13 protein-coding genes, 1 tRNA gene and 3 rRNA genes are annotated in these 17,055 nt (G+C 50.2%); 9 read left to right on the forward strand and 8 right to left on the reverse strand.

Translation table 11 applies throughout. From position 1 onward, the window contains the following. Positions 1–389 precede the first annotated feature (389 nt). The 5 genes from N5E87_RS01245 (at position 390) to N5E87_RS01265 (ending at position 6,296) form a co-directional block, all read left to right on the forward strand. Positions 390–1,932 (forward strand): 16S ribosomal RNA (locus N5E87_RS01245). A gap of 306 nt (positions 1,933–2,238) precedes the next feature. Further along, a 23S ribosomal RNA gene (locus N5E87_RS01250) occupies positions 2,239–5,132 on the forward strand. Between the two features lie 221 nt (positions 5,133–5,353). Next, positions 5,354–5,469, forward strand: a 5S ribosomal RNA gene (gene rrf, locus N5E87_RS01255). The 16S, 23S and 5S rRNA genes sit together here with 1 tRNA gene alongside, the layout of an rRNA operon. 36 nt (positions 5,470–5,505) lie before the next feature. Continuing rightward, positions 5,506–5,582: transfer RNA gene (locus tag N5E87_RS01260), tRNA-Asp, on the forward strand. 201 nt (positions 5,583–5,783) lie between these two features. Continuing rightward, complete coding sequence (locus tag N5E87_RS01265; RefSeq protein WP_086903914.1) at positions 5,784–6,296, forward strand: DUF1993 domain-containing protein; 513 nt, start codon at positions 5,784–5,786, stop codon at positions 6,294–6,296. 38 nt (positions 6,297–6,334) lie between these two features. Here N5E87_RS01265 and N5E87_RS01270 read toward each other — a convergent pair whose 3' ends face one another. Genes N5E87_RS01270 through N5E87_RS01295 form a run of 6 tightly spaced genes read right to left on the reverse strand, consistent with a single transcriptional unit; the run spans position 6,335 to position 10,250 of the window. Beyond that, positions 6,335–7,651, reverse strand: coding sequence for a sensor histidine kinase (locus N5E87_RS01270; RefSeq protein WP_086903915.1), 1,317 nt, complete (start codon positions 7,649–7,651; stop codon positions 6,335–6,337). Between the two features lie 2 nt (positions 7,652–7,653). Further along, positions 7,654–8,316: a response regulator transcription factor gene (locus N5E87_RS01275; protein ID WP_086903916.1), complete on the reverse strand. Its 663-nt coding sequence runs from the start codon at positions 8,314–8,316 to the stop codon at positions 7,654–7,656. Next, entirely contained in the window at positions 8,316–8,582 is a 267-nt protein-coding gene (locus N5E87_RS01280; protein ID WP_011621049.1) for a PepSY domain-containing protein, read from the reverse strand. Before N5E87_RS01280 ends, N5E87_RS01275 begins: the two co-directional genes overlap by 1 nt. After that, a complete protein-coding gene (locus N5E87_RS01285; RefSeq protein WP_086903917.1) occupies positions 8,575–9,138 on the reverse strand; it encodes a diheme cytochrome c in 564 nt (187 codons plus the stop codon). Before N5E87_RS01285 ends, N5E87_RS01280 begins: the two co-directional genes overlap by 8 nt. 47 nt (positions 9,139–9,185) lie before the next feature. Continuing rightward, a complete protein-coding gene (locus tag N5E87_RS01290; RefSeq protein ID WP_086903918.1) occupies positions 9,186–9,620 on the reverse strand; it encodes a DUF1924 domain-containing protein in 435 nt (144 codons plus the stop codon). Positions 9,621–9,653: 33 nt separating this feature from the next. Then, positions 9,654–10,250, reverse strand: a complete 597-nt coding sequence (locus N5E87_RS01295) for a cytochrome b/b6 domain-containing protein (RefSeq protein WP_086903919.1) — start codon at positions 10,248–10,250, stop codon at positions 9,654–9,656. Between the two features lie 206 nt (positions 10,251–10,456). Here N5E87_RS01295 and N5E87_RS01300 point away from each other — a divergent pair, with 206 nt between their 5' ends. Both N5E87_RS01300 and N5E87_RS01305 read left to right on the forward strand, forming a co-directional pair. Beyond that, positions 10,457–10,879 carry a DUF2809 domain-containing protein gene (locus tag N5E87_RS01300; protein ID WP_279774926.1) on the forward strand — a complete coding sequence of 141 codons (423 nt, stop codon included), beginning with the start codon at positions 10,457–10,459 and terminating at the stop codon, positions 10,877–10,879. 28 nt (positions 10,880–10,907) lie between these two features. Then, complete coding sequence (locus tag N5E87_RS01305; protein ID WP_279774927.1) at positions 10,908–11,396, forward strand: hypothetical protein; 489 nt, start codon at positions 10,908–10,910, stop codon at positions 11,394–11,396. Here the strand turns inward: N5E87_RS01305 and N5E87_RS01310 are convergent. Further along, positions 11,393–12,310, reverse strand: a complete 918-nt coding sequence (locus N5E87_RS01310) for a LysR family transcriptional regulator (RefSeq protein ID WP_279774928.1) — start codon at positions 12,308–12,310, stop codon at positions 11,393–11,395. The genes N5E87_RS01305 and N5E87_RS01310 overlap by 4 nt on opposite strands. A 137-nt stretch (positions 12,311–12,447) precedes the next feature. Between N5E87_RS01310 and N5E87_RS01315 the strand changes: the two genes are divergently transcribed. Further along, entirely contained in the window at positions 12,448–13,209 is a 762-nt protein-coding gene (locus tag N5E87_RS01315) for an SDR family oxidoreductase (protein WP_279774929.1), read from the forward strand. Between the two features lie 68 nt (positions 13,210–13,277). Here N5E87_RS01315 and N5E87_RS01320 read toward each other — a convergent pair whose 3' ends face one another. After that, complete coding sequence (locus N5E87_RS01320; protein WP_140907477.1) at positions 13,278–14,798, reverse strand: aldehyde dehydrogenase family protein; 1,521 nt, start codon at positions 14,796–14,798, stop codon at positions 13,278–13,280. A gap of 367 nt (positions 14,799–15,165) precedes the next feature. Here N5E87_RS01320 and N5E87_RS01325 point away from each other — a divergent pair, with 367 nt between their 5' ends. Beyond that, positions 15,166–17,025 (forward strand): sigma-54-dependent Fis family transcriptional regulator, encoded by a 1,860-nt coding sequence (locus tag N5E87_RS01325; RefSeq protein ID WP_099458485.1) that lies wholly within the window; start codon positions 15,166–15,168, stop codon positions 17,023–17,025. Positions 17,026–17,055: the final 30 nt, after the last annotated feature.

The following is a 17,055-nucleotide window of genomic DNA, read 5'->3' on the forward strand; positions in this document are numbered from 1 at the left end:
AAAAGTTCTGCTGCCTATAATGCGCATCCACTGACACGGCAGACAGCGATACGCAGTTTCAAGTGCCAGTTCATCGAGTGATTTAGTCCTCGATGAGCGAAAAGAAAGTTGAAAAAACTACTTGACGCGACTGGGGAAATGCGTAGAATACGCAGCCCTGACCCGCTGAGCGGTAACGCGAAGTAAATGGTCAAATGCTCTTTAACAATCTAAACAAGAAATCTGTGTGGACACTCACAGGTGTTGAGTTAATCGAAATTACTCTGCCGTTTGGCGAGTAATCAAAATTTAAATCAATGAATGAGTGTTCATAGCAATATGTACAACGACTTATTAAGTTAAGTCGATTCAGAATTCATTGAGTCGAATCTTCGGATTCACAAAACTTTTAATTGAAGAGTTTGATCATGGCTCAGATTGAACGCTGGCGGCAGGCCTAACACATGCAAGTCGAGCGGCAGCACAAGGGAGTTTACTCCTGAGGTGGCGAGCGGCGGACGGGTGAGTAATGCCTAGGGATCTGCCCAGTCGAGGGGGATAACAGTTGGAAACGACTGCTAATACCGCATACGCCCTACGGGGGAAAGAGGGGGACTTTCGGGCCTCTCGCGATTGGATGAACCTAGGTGGGATTAGCTAGTTGGTGAGGTAATGGCTCACCAAGGCGACGATCCCTAGCTGTTCTGAGAGGATGATCAGCCACACTGGGACTGAGACACGGCCCAGACTCCTACGGGAGGCAGCAGTGGGGAATATTGCACAATGGGGGAAACCCTGATGCAGCCATGCCGCGTGTGTGAAGAAGGCCTTCGGGTTGTAAAGCACTTTCAGTAGGGAGGAAAGGTTGTAAGTTAATACCTTGCAGCTGTGACGTTACCTACAGAAGAAGGACCGGCTAACTCCGTGCCAGCAGCCGCGGTAATACGGAGGGTCCAAGCGTTAATCGGAATTACTGGGCGTAAAGCGTGCGCAGGCGGTTTGTTAAGCGAGATGTGAAAGCCCCGGGCTCAACCTGGGAATTGCATTTCGAACTGGCAAACTAGAGTCTTGTAGAGGGGGGTAGAATTCCAGGTGTAGCGGTGAAATGCGTAGAGATCTGGAGGAATACCGGTGGCGAAGGCGGCCCCCTGGACAAAGACTGACGCTCAGGCACGAAAGCGTGGGGAGCAAACAGGATTAGATACCCTGGTAGTCCACGCCGTAAACGATGTCTACTCGGAGTTTGGTGTCTTGAACACTGGGCTCTCAAGCTAACGCATTAAGTAGACCGCCTGGGGAGTACGGCCGCAAGGTTAAAACTCAAATGAATTGACGGGGGCCCGCACAAGCGGTGGAGCATGTGGTTTAATTCGATGCAACGCGAAGAACCTTACCTACTCTTGACATCCAGAGAATTCGCTAGAGATAGCTTAGTGCCTTCGGGAACTCTGAGACAGGTGCTGCATGGCTGTCGTCAGCTCGTGTTGTGAAATGTTGGGTTAAGTCCCGCAACGAGCGCAACCCCTATCCTTATTTGCCAGCACGTAATGGTGGGAACTCTAGGGAGACTGCCGGTGATAAACCGGAGGAAGGTGGGGACGACGTCAAGTCATCATGGCCCTTACGAGTAGGGCTACACACGTGCTACAATGGCGAGTACAGAGGGTTGCAAAGCCGCGAGGTGGAGCTAATCTCACAAAGCTCGTCGTAGTCCGGATTGGAGTCTGCAACTCGACTCCATGAAGTCGGAATCGCTAGTAATCGTGGATCAGAATGCCACGGTGAATACGTTCCCGGGCCTTGTACACACCGCCCGTCACACCATGGGAGTGGGCTGCAAAAGAAGTGGGTAGCTTAACCTTCGGGAGGGCGCTCACCACTTTGTGGTTCATGACTGGGGTGAAGTCGTAACAAGGTAGCCCTAGGGGAACCTGGGGCTGGATCACCTCCTTACCTATACGACTAACTCGATGTTTGTTGAGTGTTCACACAGATGGCTTGTTGAACTTCTCGAAAGAGGAGGGAGAGCGAAATGCACCGCGAGCCGGTAAGCATTGTTCTTTAACAATTTGGAAAGCTGATAGTAATTAACGCAATGATGTCTGTCGTTGTGTTAATACGAAAAAAATTGAGTTCTTAAAACACTTTTTAAGTGTCTTGAATATTCAAGTCTAAGGCGAGTCCATTTCCTTGGTCGGAAATGAGACAAGTAAAACCAGCTGGTCGCAACAATTCAAGTGAAACTCATTTGGGTTGTATGGTTAAGCGACTAAGCGTATACGGTGGATGCCTTGGCAGTCAGAGGCGATGAAGGACGTAGTAACTTGCGAAAAGCGTTGGCGAGCTAGTAACAAGCATTTGAGCTAACGATGTCCGAATGGGGGAACCCAGCAGCATAAGCTGTTATCACTACATGAATACATAGTGTAGTGAGGCAAACGAGGGGAACTGAAACATCTAAGTACCCTTAGGAAAAGAAATCAACCGAGATTCCCCTAGTAGCGGCGAGCGAACGGGGATTAGCCCTTAAGTCAGAGGGGTGTTAGTGGAATGGTCTGGAAAGTCCAGCGGCACAGGGTGATAGCCCCGTACACGAAAACTAACCTTTGATGAAAACGAGTAAGGCGGGACACGTGATATCCTGTTTGAATATGGGGGGACCATCCTCCAAGGCTAAATACTCCTGACTGACCGATAGTGAACCAGTACCGTGAGGGAAAGGCGAAAAGAACCCCTGTGAGGGGAGTGAAATAGAACCTGAAACCGTATACGTACAAGCAGTGGGAGCGGTTCTTGAGACCGTGACTGCGTACCTTTTGTATAATGGGTCAGCGACTTACGTTTTGTAGCGAGGTTAAGCGAATAGCGGAGCCGTAGGGAAACCGAGTGTTAACTGCGCGTTTAGTTGCAAGGCGTAGACCCGAAACCCGGTGATCTAGCCATGGGCAGGTTGAAGGTTGAGTAACATCAACTGGAGGACCGAACCGACTAATGTTGAAAAATTAGCGGATGACTTGTGGCTGGGGGTGAAAGGCCAATCAAACCGGGAGATATCTGGTTCTCCTCGAAAGCTATTTAGGTAGCGCCTCGGACGAACACCTTTGGGGGTAGAGCACTGTTAAGGCTAGGGGGTCATCCCGACTTACCAACCCTTTGCAAACTCCGAATACCAAAGAGTGCTATCCGGGAGACAGACGGCGGGTGCTAACGTCCGTCGTCAAAAGGGAAACAACCCAGACCGTCAGCTAAGGTCCCAAAGTGTATGTTAAGTGGGAAACGATGTGGGAAGGCTTAGACAGCTAGGATGTTGGCTTAGAAGCAGCCATCATTTAAAGAAAGCGTAATAGCTCACTAGTCGAGTCGGCCTGCGCGGAAGATGTAACGGGGCTAAACATACCACCGAAGCTACGGGTGCAATCCATTAGGGTTGCGCGGTAGAGGAGCGTTCTGTAAGCCGTTGAAGGTGAAGGGGTAACCCACGCTGGAGGTATCAGAAGTGCGAATGCTGACATGAGTAACGATAAAGGGGGTGAAAAACCCCCTCGCCGAAAGACCAAGGGTTCCTGTCCAACGTTAATCGGGGCAGGGTGAGTCGACCCCTAAGGCGAGGCCGAAAGGCGTAGTCGATGGGAAACAGATTAATATTTCTGTACTTCCGCTAACTGCGATGGAGAGACGGAGAAGGCTAGGCTAGCGCGGCGTTGGTAGTCCGCGTTTAAGGTGGTAGGTGGAACGCTTAGGCAAATCCGGGCGTTCTTAACACTGAGAGCTGATGACGAGTCCCCAAGGGGATGAAGTAGTTGATGCCATGCTTCCAGGAAAATCTTCTAAGCTTCAGGTTAGCGGGAATCGTACCCCAAACCGACACAGGTGGTCGGGTAGAGAATACCAAGGCGCTTGAGAGAACTCGGCTGAAGGAACTAGGCAAAATGGTACCGTAACTTCGGGAGAAGGTACGCTGCTGTTGGTGATGGGACTTGCTCCCTAAGCTGACGGCAGTCGCAGATACCAGGTGGCTGCAACTGTTTATCAAAAACACAGCACTGTGCAAAATCGCAAGATGACGTATACGGTGTGACGCCTGCCCGGTGCCGGAAGGTTAATTGATTGGGTTATCGCAAGAGAAGCTCATGATCGAAGCCCCGGTAAACGGCGGCCGTAACTATAACGGTCCTAAGGTAGCGAAATTCCTTGTCGGGTAAGTTCCGACCTGCACGAATGGCGTAATGATGGCCACGCTGTCTCCAGCCGAGACTCAGTGAAGTTGAAATTGCGGTGAAGATGCCGTATACCCGCGGCTAGACGGAAAGACCCCGTGAACCTTTACTATAGCTTGGCACTGAACATTGACCCTACATGTGTAGGATAGGTGGGAGACTTTGAAGCGGGAACGCTAGTTCTCGTGGAGTCGTCCTTGAAATACCACCCTTGTAGTGTTGATGTTCTAACTTGGGCCCCTAATCGGGGTTAAGGACAGTGCCTGGTGGGTAGTTTGACTGGGGCGGTCTCCTCCCAAAGAGTAACGGAGGAGCACGAAGGTTGGCTAAGTACGGTCGGACATCGTACGGTTAGTGCAATGGCATAAGCCAGCTTAACTGCGAGACAGACACGTCGAGCAGGTACGAAAGTAGGTCATAGTGATCCGGTGGTTCTGAATGGAAGGGCCATCGCTCAACGGATAAAAGGTACTCCGGGGATAACAGGCTGATACCGCCCAAGAGTTCATATCGACGGCGGTGTTTGGCACCTCGATGTCGGCTCATCACATCCTGGGGCTGAAGTCGGTCCCAAGGGTATGGCTGTTCGCCATTTAAAGTGGTACGCGAGCTGGGTTCAGAACGTCGTGAGACAGTTCGGTCCCTATCTGCCGTGGGCGTTGGATGATTGAGGGGAGTTGCTCCTAGTACGAGAGGACCGGAGTGAACGAACCGCTGGTGTTCGGGTTGTCATGCCAATGGCATTGCCCGGTAGCTATGTTCGGAATCGATAACCGCTGAAAGCATCTAAGCGGGAAGCGAGCCCCAAGATGAGTCATCCCTTGGACTATAAGTCCACTAAAGAGCCGTTCGAGACTAGGACGTTGATAGGTCAGGTGTGTAAGCGTTGTGAGGCGTTGAGCTAACTGATACTAATGACTCGAGAGGCTTAACCATACAACCCAGATGGGTTTTGCTAAGTAGCACTTAGACGAATACAAACACTTAAGAAGTGGTACTCAATACAGCTTTCTAAATTAACAAATAAAGGTTAATTACGCAGGTAATTGTGCGGCAGACAAAGCCGTGACGAGCGAAGGGCGGAGTGTACGGTAGTACATGAGCACTGGAGTGAGGAAACAATGCCGTCAGACGTAGAATTAACCAGTAAGAATTTGCTTGGTGACAATAGCATTGTGGTCCCACCTGATCCCATCCCGAACTCAGAAGTGAAACGCAATCGCGCCGATGGTAGTGTGGGGTCTCCCCATGTGAGAGTAGGTCATCGCCAAGCGCCTAATTTAGCTTAATGTGCAAACGTTAAGTTAAAGGAGCGGTAGTTCAGTTGGTTAGAATACCGGCCTGTCACGCCGGGGGTCGCGGGTTCGAGTCCCGTCCGCTCCGCCAACATTAAGAGATAAGCCTCTGCAGCAATGCAGAGGCTTTTTTCGTTTTATCTGTTTCATTTTTGAGTCGCTCTTATCTCTTTGTCTATCTTCTGGCTAGCGCAAAATAAATCTTTATTTTCTGCTGTTGAAATCATGCTATTTGCCCCAAGATAATCCGAAGTGCTGCAATCTGGTGGCGTTTATCACAGGAGTTTATGTCATGCTTTATGATTTAACGGCTGTTCAATTTAGCAAGATGCTGAAAAACTTGAGTCTTATTCTGGAAAAGGGTGAGATTTTTGCCAACTTGAAGAAGGTGGATATGGCGGTATTATTGAATTCCCGCTTAGCACCCGATCAATTTAATCTGATCCGTCAGATCCAGATTGCCTGTGATACCGCCAAGATTGGGGTTGCGCGTCTGACGGGTAATTTAGATACAGTGCCTAAGCATGATGATACTGAAACGACTCTGCCTGAGCTGCAGGCGCGTATTGCTTCTGTTATCGACTACTTAGCTCAATTTACCGAAGCAGATTTTGCCGATGCGGCGACAATTCACGTCTCTCAACCGCGTTGGGAAGGTAAGTATTTGACGGGATACGAGTTTGCGATTGAGCATGCCATTCCGAACTTATATTTCCATGTAACGACGGCCTATGCGATTCTGCGCCATAACGGTGTGGATGTGGGTAAGAAAGATTATCTTGGCCCTATGCCTTACAAGTCGTAATGTTCATCGCACGGCAGAGCATTTGCTTTGCTGTGCGTTTAATGCGGCTGAGGTAATAGTACGCTAACCTTTAGCCCGCCAAGTTCTGAATGTGTAAAGCTAAGTTCCCCCTGATAACTCTCGACAATATCTTTGCAAATCGACAGGCCTAAACCGTGGCCTTGAATGCTCTCATCGAGCCGAATTCCTCGCTCCGTAATCACAGCTAAATCGCTATCGGATACGCCTTCACCATCGTCGCTGACCTCAATCTGATACGCCCGCTTGCTGACATGAGTCTGCTCAATACACAGCTTTATCTGATGCCGTGCATGCTTGCAGGCGTTGTCGAGTAGATTGCCAAGTAGTTCCAGTAAGTCGTCCCGGTCGAAGGGCATGACCAGTGATTTATCAAACTGATAATCAATTTGACGCTCTGGATAGATGCGCTGCATCACTTGGATGAGTGGCGGCAGATCGTCATTGAGCACGGTAAAACGCCCAGGCGTTGAAAGCCCGACGATTTTAGTGCGCTTAAGCTCTCGCTCAATAATATGGTGCAGATCCGCGAGCACCTTACTGCCTTCGCGTCTTTGCTCTGGCGCTAGGCTATCGAGGTAGGATTGTAGCCCTTGCAGTGGGCGTTTCATTTCGTGGGCAAGATTACCCAAGGCATTGCGTGAACGTTGCACCCTTTGCCCGAGTTGATTCATGAGGCGTTCGATTTCCTCAATCAAAGGACTAATCTCTGTTGGCGTGTGCTGGGTATCGATTTCTTGCCCTTGGAGCCGTAGTTGCCTGATGGCATCTGGCATTTGCTCTAGCGGTTTAAAGCCCCGTTTGAGCAACAGGTGCTGGGCAAATAGCAGGATCATAATGGTCAGCAGTACCACTACCGCGGCAAAGCCTAAAAAGCGTAATTGGGTTTGCTCGAGTGAGCTAATGTCTTCCGTCACCCAGAGGATAATGGTTTGCTCATTCTTGACGATTGCCTGACTGAGCATCAGCCAATGATGGTGGCCAACATATTGAGTGGCGAGTTGTTCTTCACCAACCTTTAGTGTTGGCAGGGAGACGTTATGATCGAAAAGCGATCGAGAGCGGAGCTGCTGCTCACCGATTTTAATCGCAAAGTAGTGGCCCGAATTGACCCTGTGATACACATTGGGAAGCCTGTCGGTACTCAGTGCCCAAGTGCCATCGGCTTGCGGTTCGAGGGCGGAGATCAGACTATCGGCATCGTGTTGCAGGCGCGAGGCGACAAAGTCTTGGGTTAAGATTTGAATGCCTTGAAATAGCAAATACAACAATAGCGCCATAGCGCAGGTGAGGGTGATAAGCAGATTGCGGGTGAGGTAGGCTTTGAGTGAATACACGCTTATGCATCCTTGAGTCGATAACCTTGGCCGCGCCGCGTCTCGATATAGTCTTTACCTAGGCGTTGGCGAAGTCGGTTGACGTACACTTCAATCACATTGCTGTCTTTGATTTGTTCCTCTTCGTAAATGCGCTCACTCAACTCGGATTTGGAGACAATCTTAGTCGGGTTGGCCATTAAATAATGCAGCAGGCGATACTCAATCTTAGTCAGCTCGATTACTTCTCCTTCGGCATTGGTCACCGCTTGTTTATCCACATCGAGGGAGACGCCCGCATGTTGCAGCAGATTATCAGCGCGGCCAAAGTGGCGGCGGATCAGCGCTTCTAATCTGGCGAGCAGCTCCTCAACATGGAAAGGTTTACCGAGATAATCATCGGCGCCAGCCTTGAGGCCATCGACGCGTTCGTGCCAAGCATCGCGAGCCGTAAGAATTAACACTGGCATCAGCAGACCCTTTTGGCGCCATTGGCTCAGTACGCTTAAGCCCGGCTTTCCGGGCAAGCCTAAATCGAGGATCACCGCTTCGAAGGCTTCTTCCTCACCCAGAAAAGCACCATCGATACCATTATTGGCATGTTCAACCGTGTAGCCCGCCTTGTTAAGGGCGGGGATGAGGCGAGCCACTAAGTCAGTATCATCTTCAATTAGGAGTAAGCGCATCAGTCGACCTTTTCCTTAAGCCATTCACCCGTTTTGGCATCGATCTTAATCTCATAGACCACTCCATCGTCGCGCAGGATTTCGAGTTCATAGATGATGCGCCCGTGTTTTTGCTCGACCTCGAGGTCTAGCAAGCGCCCCTTAAGGCGCGACTCATAGCGTTGCATGATGGTGTCGAAGGGTAATACTTTACCCTCCTTCACCCATTCGACCACTTTGTTGGAGAGGTCTTCATCATGGGCTAGACAGCTTGGGCTGTTAATCATCCCAGCGGCCAAAGCCAGGAATATTAACGGTATCTTCATCGAATATGCCCTTCTCTGCGAGGTTATGGCAATTGCTGCATTGGCTGAATGAGCCGACTTTGGGGTTATCTTGCACCATGCGTCTTGGGATCTCATCGTGCTTACGGATAAAAAATGCCTGCTCGGTAATTTTCTGCGGCCCCATGCCGTCAATCAAAGGTTTGCTATTTTTCATCACCTTACCATTTTGCGCAGCATGTTGAACGAGATATTGCTCAATTCTAGCCGTTGCTTCAGGGGGCAGGCTGGCATCATCACCAAAGTGGTTGCTTAGGTTGCTGGTAATTGCTTGCCACTTTTCGGCGGGCAGTACATTTGCGGGATACGCCATATGGCAGCTACCGCATTCTGCTGAATATTCTGCATTTTGTGGGATGGCTTGATTATGTTCGAAGCCATCGTGGGCATAACCTGTGCCAGTAAAGGTTAAGCTAAGGCCTACGGCGCCTATCGCAAGGGCGAGAACGGTGAGTGTGGTTCCGGCAATCCAGCTTAGGGGATGGGCTTGTTTAGTCATGGTATTTCCTTAAGTTTTACTGATTAAAATGGGTGTGAATAACGCCGTTATTGCAAACTCAGCCACAGCAGTACGTCGCCTTTTTCTTGAGGCGTGCACTCGCGTTTAAAGGTCCAGTTACAGTTGCGGGTAAACCATTTCTCTATCTTGGCCGCATCGGTTAAACGGTTACTGGTGAGTGACGGCGCCATGGCCTCGATGGGCTTTCGGGTGTTTTGATGCATACCTGGGTCTGTCACTTTGGCGGTGTGGCAGCTGGCACAGCTGCGATCTTCACTCTGCTGTAGCCACAGTGTTTGTCCAGCGGCTGCGCTAAAGGGGCCTGCACCTTGTGCCTGATATTGTTGTAGTTGTAAGCCAACTCGCTCGGCGCTGAGTGGCAAGCTGGCGACCTTGGAATTGGCGGCATTGGCATTAACACTGCTGAGCAGTACCACAGTGAGCGCCAGTCCCATCAGGCTTTTATTCAGGTTGTTGTTCATCTCTAACTCCTTTGAACGGTCGGATTGTGACTGTTATTGATGTTCATCTTGTTGGATCAGCGGACGCTGCTTTTTACCTGTCAGCATGGCTTTGACGAGGTTTTCCTTATGCAGCAGGCTGCTGACGATCACGCCGCCGACATGGGTGACGATAAGAAACAGGCTGAAGTTGGCGAAAAACTCATGCACTTCTTTTAATGCGCCCTCGGGCCAAGAGGCGAAAAAGCTTGTGGCTAGTGGACCTTGGCCATCGGTGGCATAAAGCGCCATGCCGGAGAAGCCCGTGAACCCTATGCTGAGGATCAGGGCGACTATCATCAGCGCGCCTGCCGGATTGTGGCCGATGTAATCTTTAGCCTTGCCCGTGAAGAGTTCCTTCAGGTAAGCCCATGCGATGCTCGGACGGGTAACAAAGTTGATAAAACGCGCATGGTGAGTGCCAATCACGCCCCATAACAGGCGAAATACCAGCAGGGTTAAGATGCTGTAGCCAGCGTAACTGTGGATGTTCATCCATTCGTCTTCACCTTCGGTGAGGTAGGCTAAGGTAAAAAAGCCCACCAATGACCAGTGAAAGATACGGATCAAGGGATCCCAGACTTTGATGTTTTGCTGCATATTTGAGGACATGATCTGTTGCTCCTAAGGTGGTGTGCTTGCAGGCTACTAAAGCCAAACTTAAACGGCGCTTAAATTTTGCGGAGTGACTTGCCCGCTGTTCTGGTGAGTGAAATGGGTAAATAGGAGATAAATCCATCGAACTAAGCTTGTTAAGGTATTGGTTTTAAGATAGATTTTGCCGCTTCATCTTCGAGAGGTAAGGGAGCAACCTGTTTATGCCAGTCCATCTTTTTAGCCGTCAGCCCGATCGAAAATCTTTTTTAATTTATGCGGTGCTGCTGTTTATCATCGAAGTGTTGATCGCGCGTTTTGTGCCTTCGGGGTTTATTCGCGGTTTTGTAGGTGACGTGTTAGTGGTGATCCTGTTGTTTTGCATGGCGCGCACGCTAGTGCCCGTGGTGAATGCAAAAGGGGAGTCAATCAATCGGTTTTGGCAAACGCCATGGTTGGCGCTGGCTGTGCTGTTGTTTGCCTTCGGTATCGAATTTGGTCAGTATTGGGGCTTAGTGGACAAGCTGGGGTTGGGCGGAAATCGTTTAGCGCGAATCGTGATTGGTAGCCATTTCGACCCACTCGACTTGCTGGCGTATTTTGTGGGATACCTGATATTGATGGGCTTGTATTGGAAGCGAAATTAGCTATTTCAAGGCAAAGGAAGGATACAACATGCAGCCGATAACAGCCTTCACACTGCGAGTGTCCGATACTGAGGCGCTCACTCAGCCTTTGTATTTCAATGAGCAAGCTACTGGGGCCAAGATTGCGGGAAGGCCGCTTGAGGCCCAGTACCGCTGCACTTTACCCTGTGGCACCCAAGGCTATTTACTGTTGACCTCCTACGATTGTCCCTTTGAAGAATCGACCGAGTGCAGCCTGCTCGATACAAATTTTAAATTAGTGGCGAGTCGCTCCTTCTCGCAGAGTTATCATTCGTTTTTACTCTATGCCCATTGGCCTGTTGCGGATAATGGCCTGCGGCTGCATTACTACGATCAGTTAGTTTGGGATTTGCATGTTCTGCCAAGCCGTTTAGGTCGGTTCGGCGGGCCGCGTCTCGAATTTAGCCCAGTAGCCAATCCTGAGTGCGATCCCCGCACGGCAAGCTCGATAGCAGAACTGTCGCAGCGGTTAGCGAATATCGAAACTGACCGTTAACGCGATACTAAAAAAGGCGTCAGCAACTCGGTTAACCAAGCCATAAATACCTGAAGGCGTTTAGAAAGATGACGTCTATGGGGATAGAGCAAGCTCACTGGCATTGAGGGCGCAGGGTAATCTGGCAAGATCTCTATCAGTTCGCCAGTTTGGAGATATTTTGCCACCCCAATATTCGGCGCTTGAATAATTCCTAAACCCGCCAGACAGGCCGCGCTGTAGGCATCGGCATTATTGACTGTGATTAGCTTAGGTAAGGCTAGGGCGCATAATTCGTGATTATCTTGGCTTAGATACTCAAATCCTGAATCGCTGCCGCCCAATTGGCCAACGTAATGGATAAGCTTATGCCCTTGGCTAAGATCTTCTAAACTCGATGGTTTACCGTATTTTGCGATATAGCTTGGGCTAACGCAGTTCAGCATCTTAAAGTGGCCAATTTTTTTAGCGATAACGCCTTCTTGCTGCACGCTACCAACGCGGATCACGCAGTCAAAACCTTCGGCGACGATATCGACCTTGCGGTCGGTACTGCTTAGCTCCAACTCAATTTGGGGATATTGCTCAATAAAGTCAGGAAGATGAGGAAGCACTAAGTTTCGCGCAATCCCTGTGGACATATCGACTCTTAAGCGACCGGAAACTTGCGCCGCCTGTAGCTGGAAAAGGCTTTCTAATTCTTGATAGTCGGTGAGCAAGTTTTTGCAGCGCTCATAACAACTTATACCATCTTGAGTGAGGCGCACTGTGCGAGTGGTACGTTGTAGTAAACGTGCACCTAACGCGGTTTCGAACTGGGCTACGACATTCGACACATGGGTTTTCGACAGACCTAGGCTGATACTGGCTTGAGTAAAACTCTCTAATTCAGCCACCCGCATAAAAATTTGCATGGCTTGTAGTCTATCTTGCATTGCAATTGTTCTCTAATAGCTAACAGTCTTGCCATTTATAGTGTGTTTATCCCTCTTTGTGCAAGTAATAAGCTGTGTGCAGTGGAATCGCCATGCTGTGCGGCGGCATTAACATAGATGAATGAAGAGGATACACAATGAACACAACTCCCATCGCGCTGATCACCGGTGCAAGCCGTGGTTTAGGTAAAAATGCGGCCCAGACCTTAGCCGCACAAGGTGTTGATATTATTCTAACTTACCAAAGTAATGCTGCAGCGGCCGCCGAGGTGGTTGCGGAAATTGAATGGCACGGACGCAAGGCTGTCGCGTTACCGTTAGATGTGGGTGATAGCCAGTCCTTTAGCGATTTTTCTCAACGCGTTAAAACCGCACTCGAACAGACTTGGCAGCGGGATAGTTTTAACTATCTAGTTAATAATGCAGGGATTGGTATCCATGTGTCCATGGCTGAAACCAGTATGGAGCAGTTCGATACCTTGATGAATATTCATGTCAAAGGGCCTTTCTTCTTAACTCAGGCTTTGCTGCCTCTGCTTGCCGATAATGGCAGTATCATCAATGTCTCTACGGGGTTAACGCGCTTTGCTGTTCCGGGATTTGGTGCCTACGCCACTATGAAAGGCGCGGTCGAAACCATGACCAAATACTGGGCGAAGGAGCTTGGTCCACGCGGCATTCGCGTTAATGTGCTGGCTCCCGGTGCAATCGAAACGGACTTTGGTGGTGGTGCCGTCCGGGATAACCGACAGATGAATGAGTTTTTAGCGCAGCAAACGGCGTTGGGGCGGGTGGGATTACCTGAAGATATTGGCGGAGCAATCAGTGCCTTGTTATCACCCGCCGCGGCGTGGATAAACGCACAACGTATCGAGGCATCTGGCGGTATGTTCTTATAGTTCTACCCGATAAAAATAAAGAAAGGGCCAGTGGCCCTTTCTTGTTATCAAGGTAAATTTCAGCTGGGTTAGAAGAACCCGAGCGGATTGATATCGTAACTCACCAATAGGTTTTTGGTGTTTTGATAGTGATTGAGCATCATTTTGTGGGTTTCACGACCGATGCCCGACTTCTTATAACCGCCAAAGGCCGCATGGGCAGGATAGGCGTGGTAGCAGTTAATCCAAACGCGACCCGCTTGAATGCCGCGACCTAGACGCTGGGCGCGGTTCATATCCCGAGTCCATACACCCGCACCAAGGCCGTATTCGGTATCGTTGGCAATTGCCAAGGCTTCGGCTTCATCCTTGAAGGTGGTGACCGAAATAACCGGACCGAAGATTTCCTCTTGGAAAATCCGCATCTTATTATGGCCTTTCATGATGGTTGGGCTGATGTAATAGCCTTTGCTTTGCTCGCCTTCAAGCTGGCAGAGCGAGCCGCCTAAGAGCACCTGCGCGCCTTCATCTTTACCAATCGCGAGATAGCTTAAGATCTTATCGAACTGCTCTTGGGAGGCTTGTGCGCCCACTTGGGTGGCGGTATCCAGCGGGTTGCCCTGCTTGATGGTTTGCGCACGGGCGAGCACTTTTTCGATAAAGCGATCGTAAATCGATTCTTGGATTAGCACCCTTGATGGGCAAGTACAGACTTCACCTTGGTTGAAGAAGGCCAGCAACATGCCTTCGACGGCCTTATCTAAATACTCGTCTTCGTGGTCCATCACATCGGCGAAATACAGGTTAGGCGATTTACCGCCGAGTTCGACTGTCGATGGGATCAGCGATTCGGCAGCACATTTTAAGATGTGGTAACCGACTTCGGTGGAGCCAGTAAAGGCCAGTTTAGCGATGCGTTTGCTGGTGGCGAGGGCTTGGCCCGCTTCTGCGCCAAAACCGTTGACGACGTTGAGGATGCCGGGCGGCAGCAGATCTTCAATCAGTTCGAGTAGCACAAGGATAGAGACGGGTGTTTGCTCGGCGGGTTTGAGCACCACACAGTTACCTGCGGCGAGCGCAGGGGCGATTTTCCATGCCGCCATCAACAGCGGGAAGTTCCACGGAATGATTTGCCCGACGACACCTAAAGGTTCAGGGAAGTGATAGCTGACGGTGTTGCCATCAATATCAGCAGCACTGCCTTCCTGTGCTCGAATGCAGCCAGCGAAGTAACGGAAATGGTCTACAAACAGAGGCAAGTCGGCGTTGAGAGTTTCACGCACCGCTTTGCCGTTTTCCCAGGTTTCGGCAACGGCTAAGTATTCGAGATTTTGCTCAACGCGATCGGCGATACGCAGCAGTAAATTCGCACGCTCGGTGACCGAGGTTTTTCCCCATGCATCCTTAGCGGCATGGGCCGCATCGAGCGCCAGTTCGATATCGCGATAGTCGGAGCGGGGAATTTTACAGAAGTTTTGACCATTGACGGGGGAGCGATTATCGAAGTATTCGCCGTTAACTGGGGCGACCCATTTGCCACCGATAAAGTTGGCGTATTTTTCTTTAAAGTTAACGATGGCACCAGGAGTTCCGGGTTGAGCATAAATCATAGTGTTATTCCTTCTGTGGCTGCCGAAAACGCTAAATGTGTAGCGTCTCAGCATGGGTCTTGTTGAAATGGGTTTGAGCACTGTTGTTATTTTTATCCTTTGCCAAGAGTTAACTGACAAAGCTATTGATTAAGTTATTGTTCTCTTACGCAACACTCGAGTACTGCGTACAAACAGACATCGCAAGGACAGTGCCAAACTGGCAGGAGTTGTACACTTGTTGAGCTAACAGTATGATGAAAAGCTAATTTTGCAGATCCCAAACAATGGGGGCACTCACGGAAGGAAAGGTGCCCTGTGGTCATTTTGTCATCCAACGACACACCATGGGTGTGCCAAAATGGAACAGCGCTCGGGGAGCTTGGCTATGACAGTAAAACCGCATTTTCCAACCACACAGGCATGGTTAACCGATTCATGGCAGCGCAGCTTAGGTGCTGGCTTGTCAGAGTTTCGTGCTGGTGAGGATCTCAGGCTCACGCGCGCTGAACTCAAACACAAACATGAACAATATCAGCAACTCATCGAATTAGTACAATCCCATGCCTTGCCGCTATTTAATCAACTAATGGCGCACTCTAATAGTCGATTATTGCTCTCCGATGCTGACGGTTATGTGCTGAAACATTGGGGCGTGAGTCGTTATTCCAGTAAGTTAGCGGATGTAGCGCTTGATATTGGGGTTAACTGGCTTGAACAGTATAAAGGCACCAATGCCATAGGTACGGCGCTCATGGCCAAACAGGCGGTGTCAGTGGTCGGTGAGCAGCATTTTATCCGCCAAAATCGTTTTATGAGTTGCACTGCTTGCCCTATTTTTTCACCCCAAGGCGAGATGCTCGGAGTGCTCGATATCACCAGTGAGCAACAGCGGCATTCACAGCAGACCTTAATGTTAGTGTCGAGTCTGGCGCAGCAGGTTGAGACTGCGTTGTTGTGCCATCTGCCCGATAGTCACTATCGGATTGATTTAGCCGCTGAACCGAGTTTATTAAGTTCTGGCTGGCAAGGCATAGTGATCGCTGACAGTGATGGGCGAATTGTGGGTTGTAATCCCATGGCAAAACAATTGCTGAGTCAAGCCAAGCTGGGCGATAGCCTCGAGCTGCATTTTGGGGATAGCTGGACGCGTACGGGGGGCTTTAATCGGGATTTGGCCCTGCACTTACAGACTCAGGCGTTGGGTGTTACGCAGACCAAAAGTGCGAAGACGATTCAAGATAAGCCGCAGAGTCAATTGGGGGTAAGGTTTCGCGATCCCTTGCTTGAGCGGGCTTGGCAGCAAGCGAATAAGGTCATCACTAAACAAATCCCTTTGCTGGTGCTTGGCGAAACGGGTGTCGGCAAGGAGCAATTTGTGAAAAAGCTCCACGCCCAGAGTGCCCGCCGCGCGCAGCCGTTAGTGGCGGTGAATTGCGCCGCCTTGCCCGCTGAGTTAGTTGAGTCTGAGTTATTTGGCTATCAGGCAGGGGCTTTTACTGGCGCTAATCGAACTGGTTTTATCGGTAAGATCCGCCAAGCCCACGGTGGTTTTTTGTTCCTCGATGAAATTGGCGAGATGCCACTGGCGGCGCAGAGCCGGTTACTCCGGGTGCTGCAGGAGCGTGAGGTCGTTCCTGTCGGCAGTAATCAAAGTGTTAAGGTCGATATTCAGATCATCGCCGCGACCCATATGGATTTAGAGTCGCTGGTGGCGCAGGGGCTGTTCCGTCAGGATTTGTTTTATCGCCTAAATGGATTGCAGGTGCGGCTGCCTGCGCTACGTGAGCGGCAGGATATTGAGCGCATTATCCATAAATTGCACCGCCGTCACCGCAGTAGCGCGCAAACCTTGTGTACTGAGTTGTTGGCGCAGCTAATGCGTTACGATTGGCCCGGCAACCTAAGGGAGCTGGATAACCTAATGCAGGTGGCGTGTTTGATGGCCGAAGGTGAGGCCGTACTCGAGATAAATCATCTCCCCGATTACCTTGCTCAAAAGCTAATGGATCTGGCGTTTGAGCCGCACACCTTAACTGAGGTTGTCGACGCGGAAACCACGGCGCATCCGTACGAACTGGCCGAGTCTAGCTCCGCCACCATCGACTCGCTCCATGGAACCATAAATCTGAACGTGTTGCAGGCTTACCGCGCCTGCGAGGGTAATGTGAGCCAATGTGCTAAGCGTTTGGGGATTAGCCGTAATGCCTTGTATCGCAAATTAAAACAGCTAGGGATTAAGAATTAACGGCAGTTGGTTGTTGATAATATAAGCCCC

Source organism: Shewanella sp. GD03713, from assembly GCF_029843705.1.
GTDB lineage: Bacteria > Pseudomonadota > Gammaproteobacteria > Enterobacterales > Shewanellaceae > Shewanella.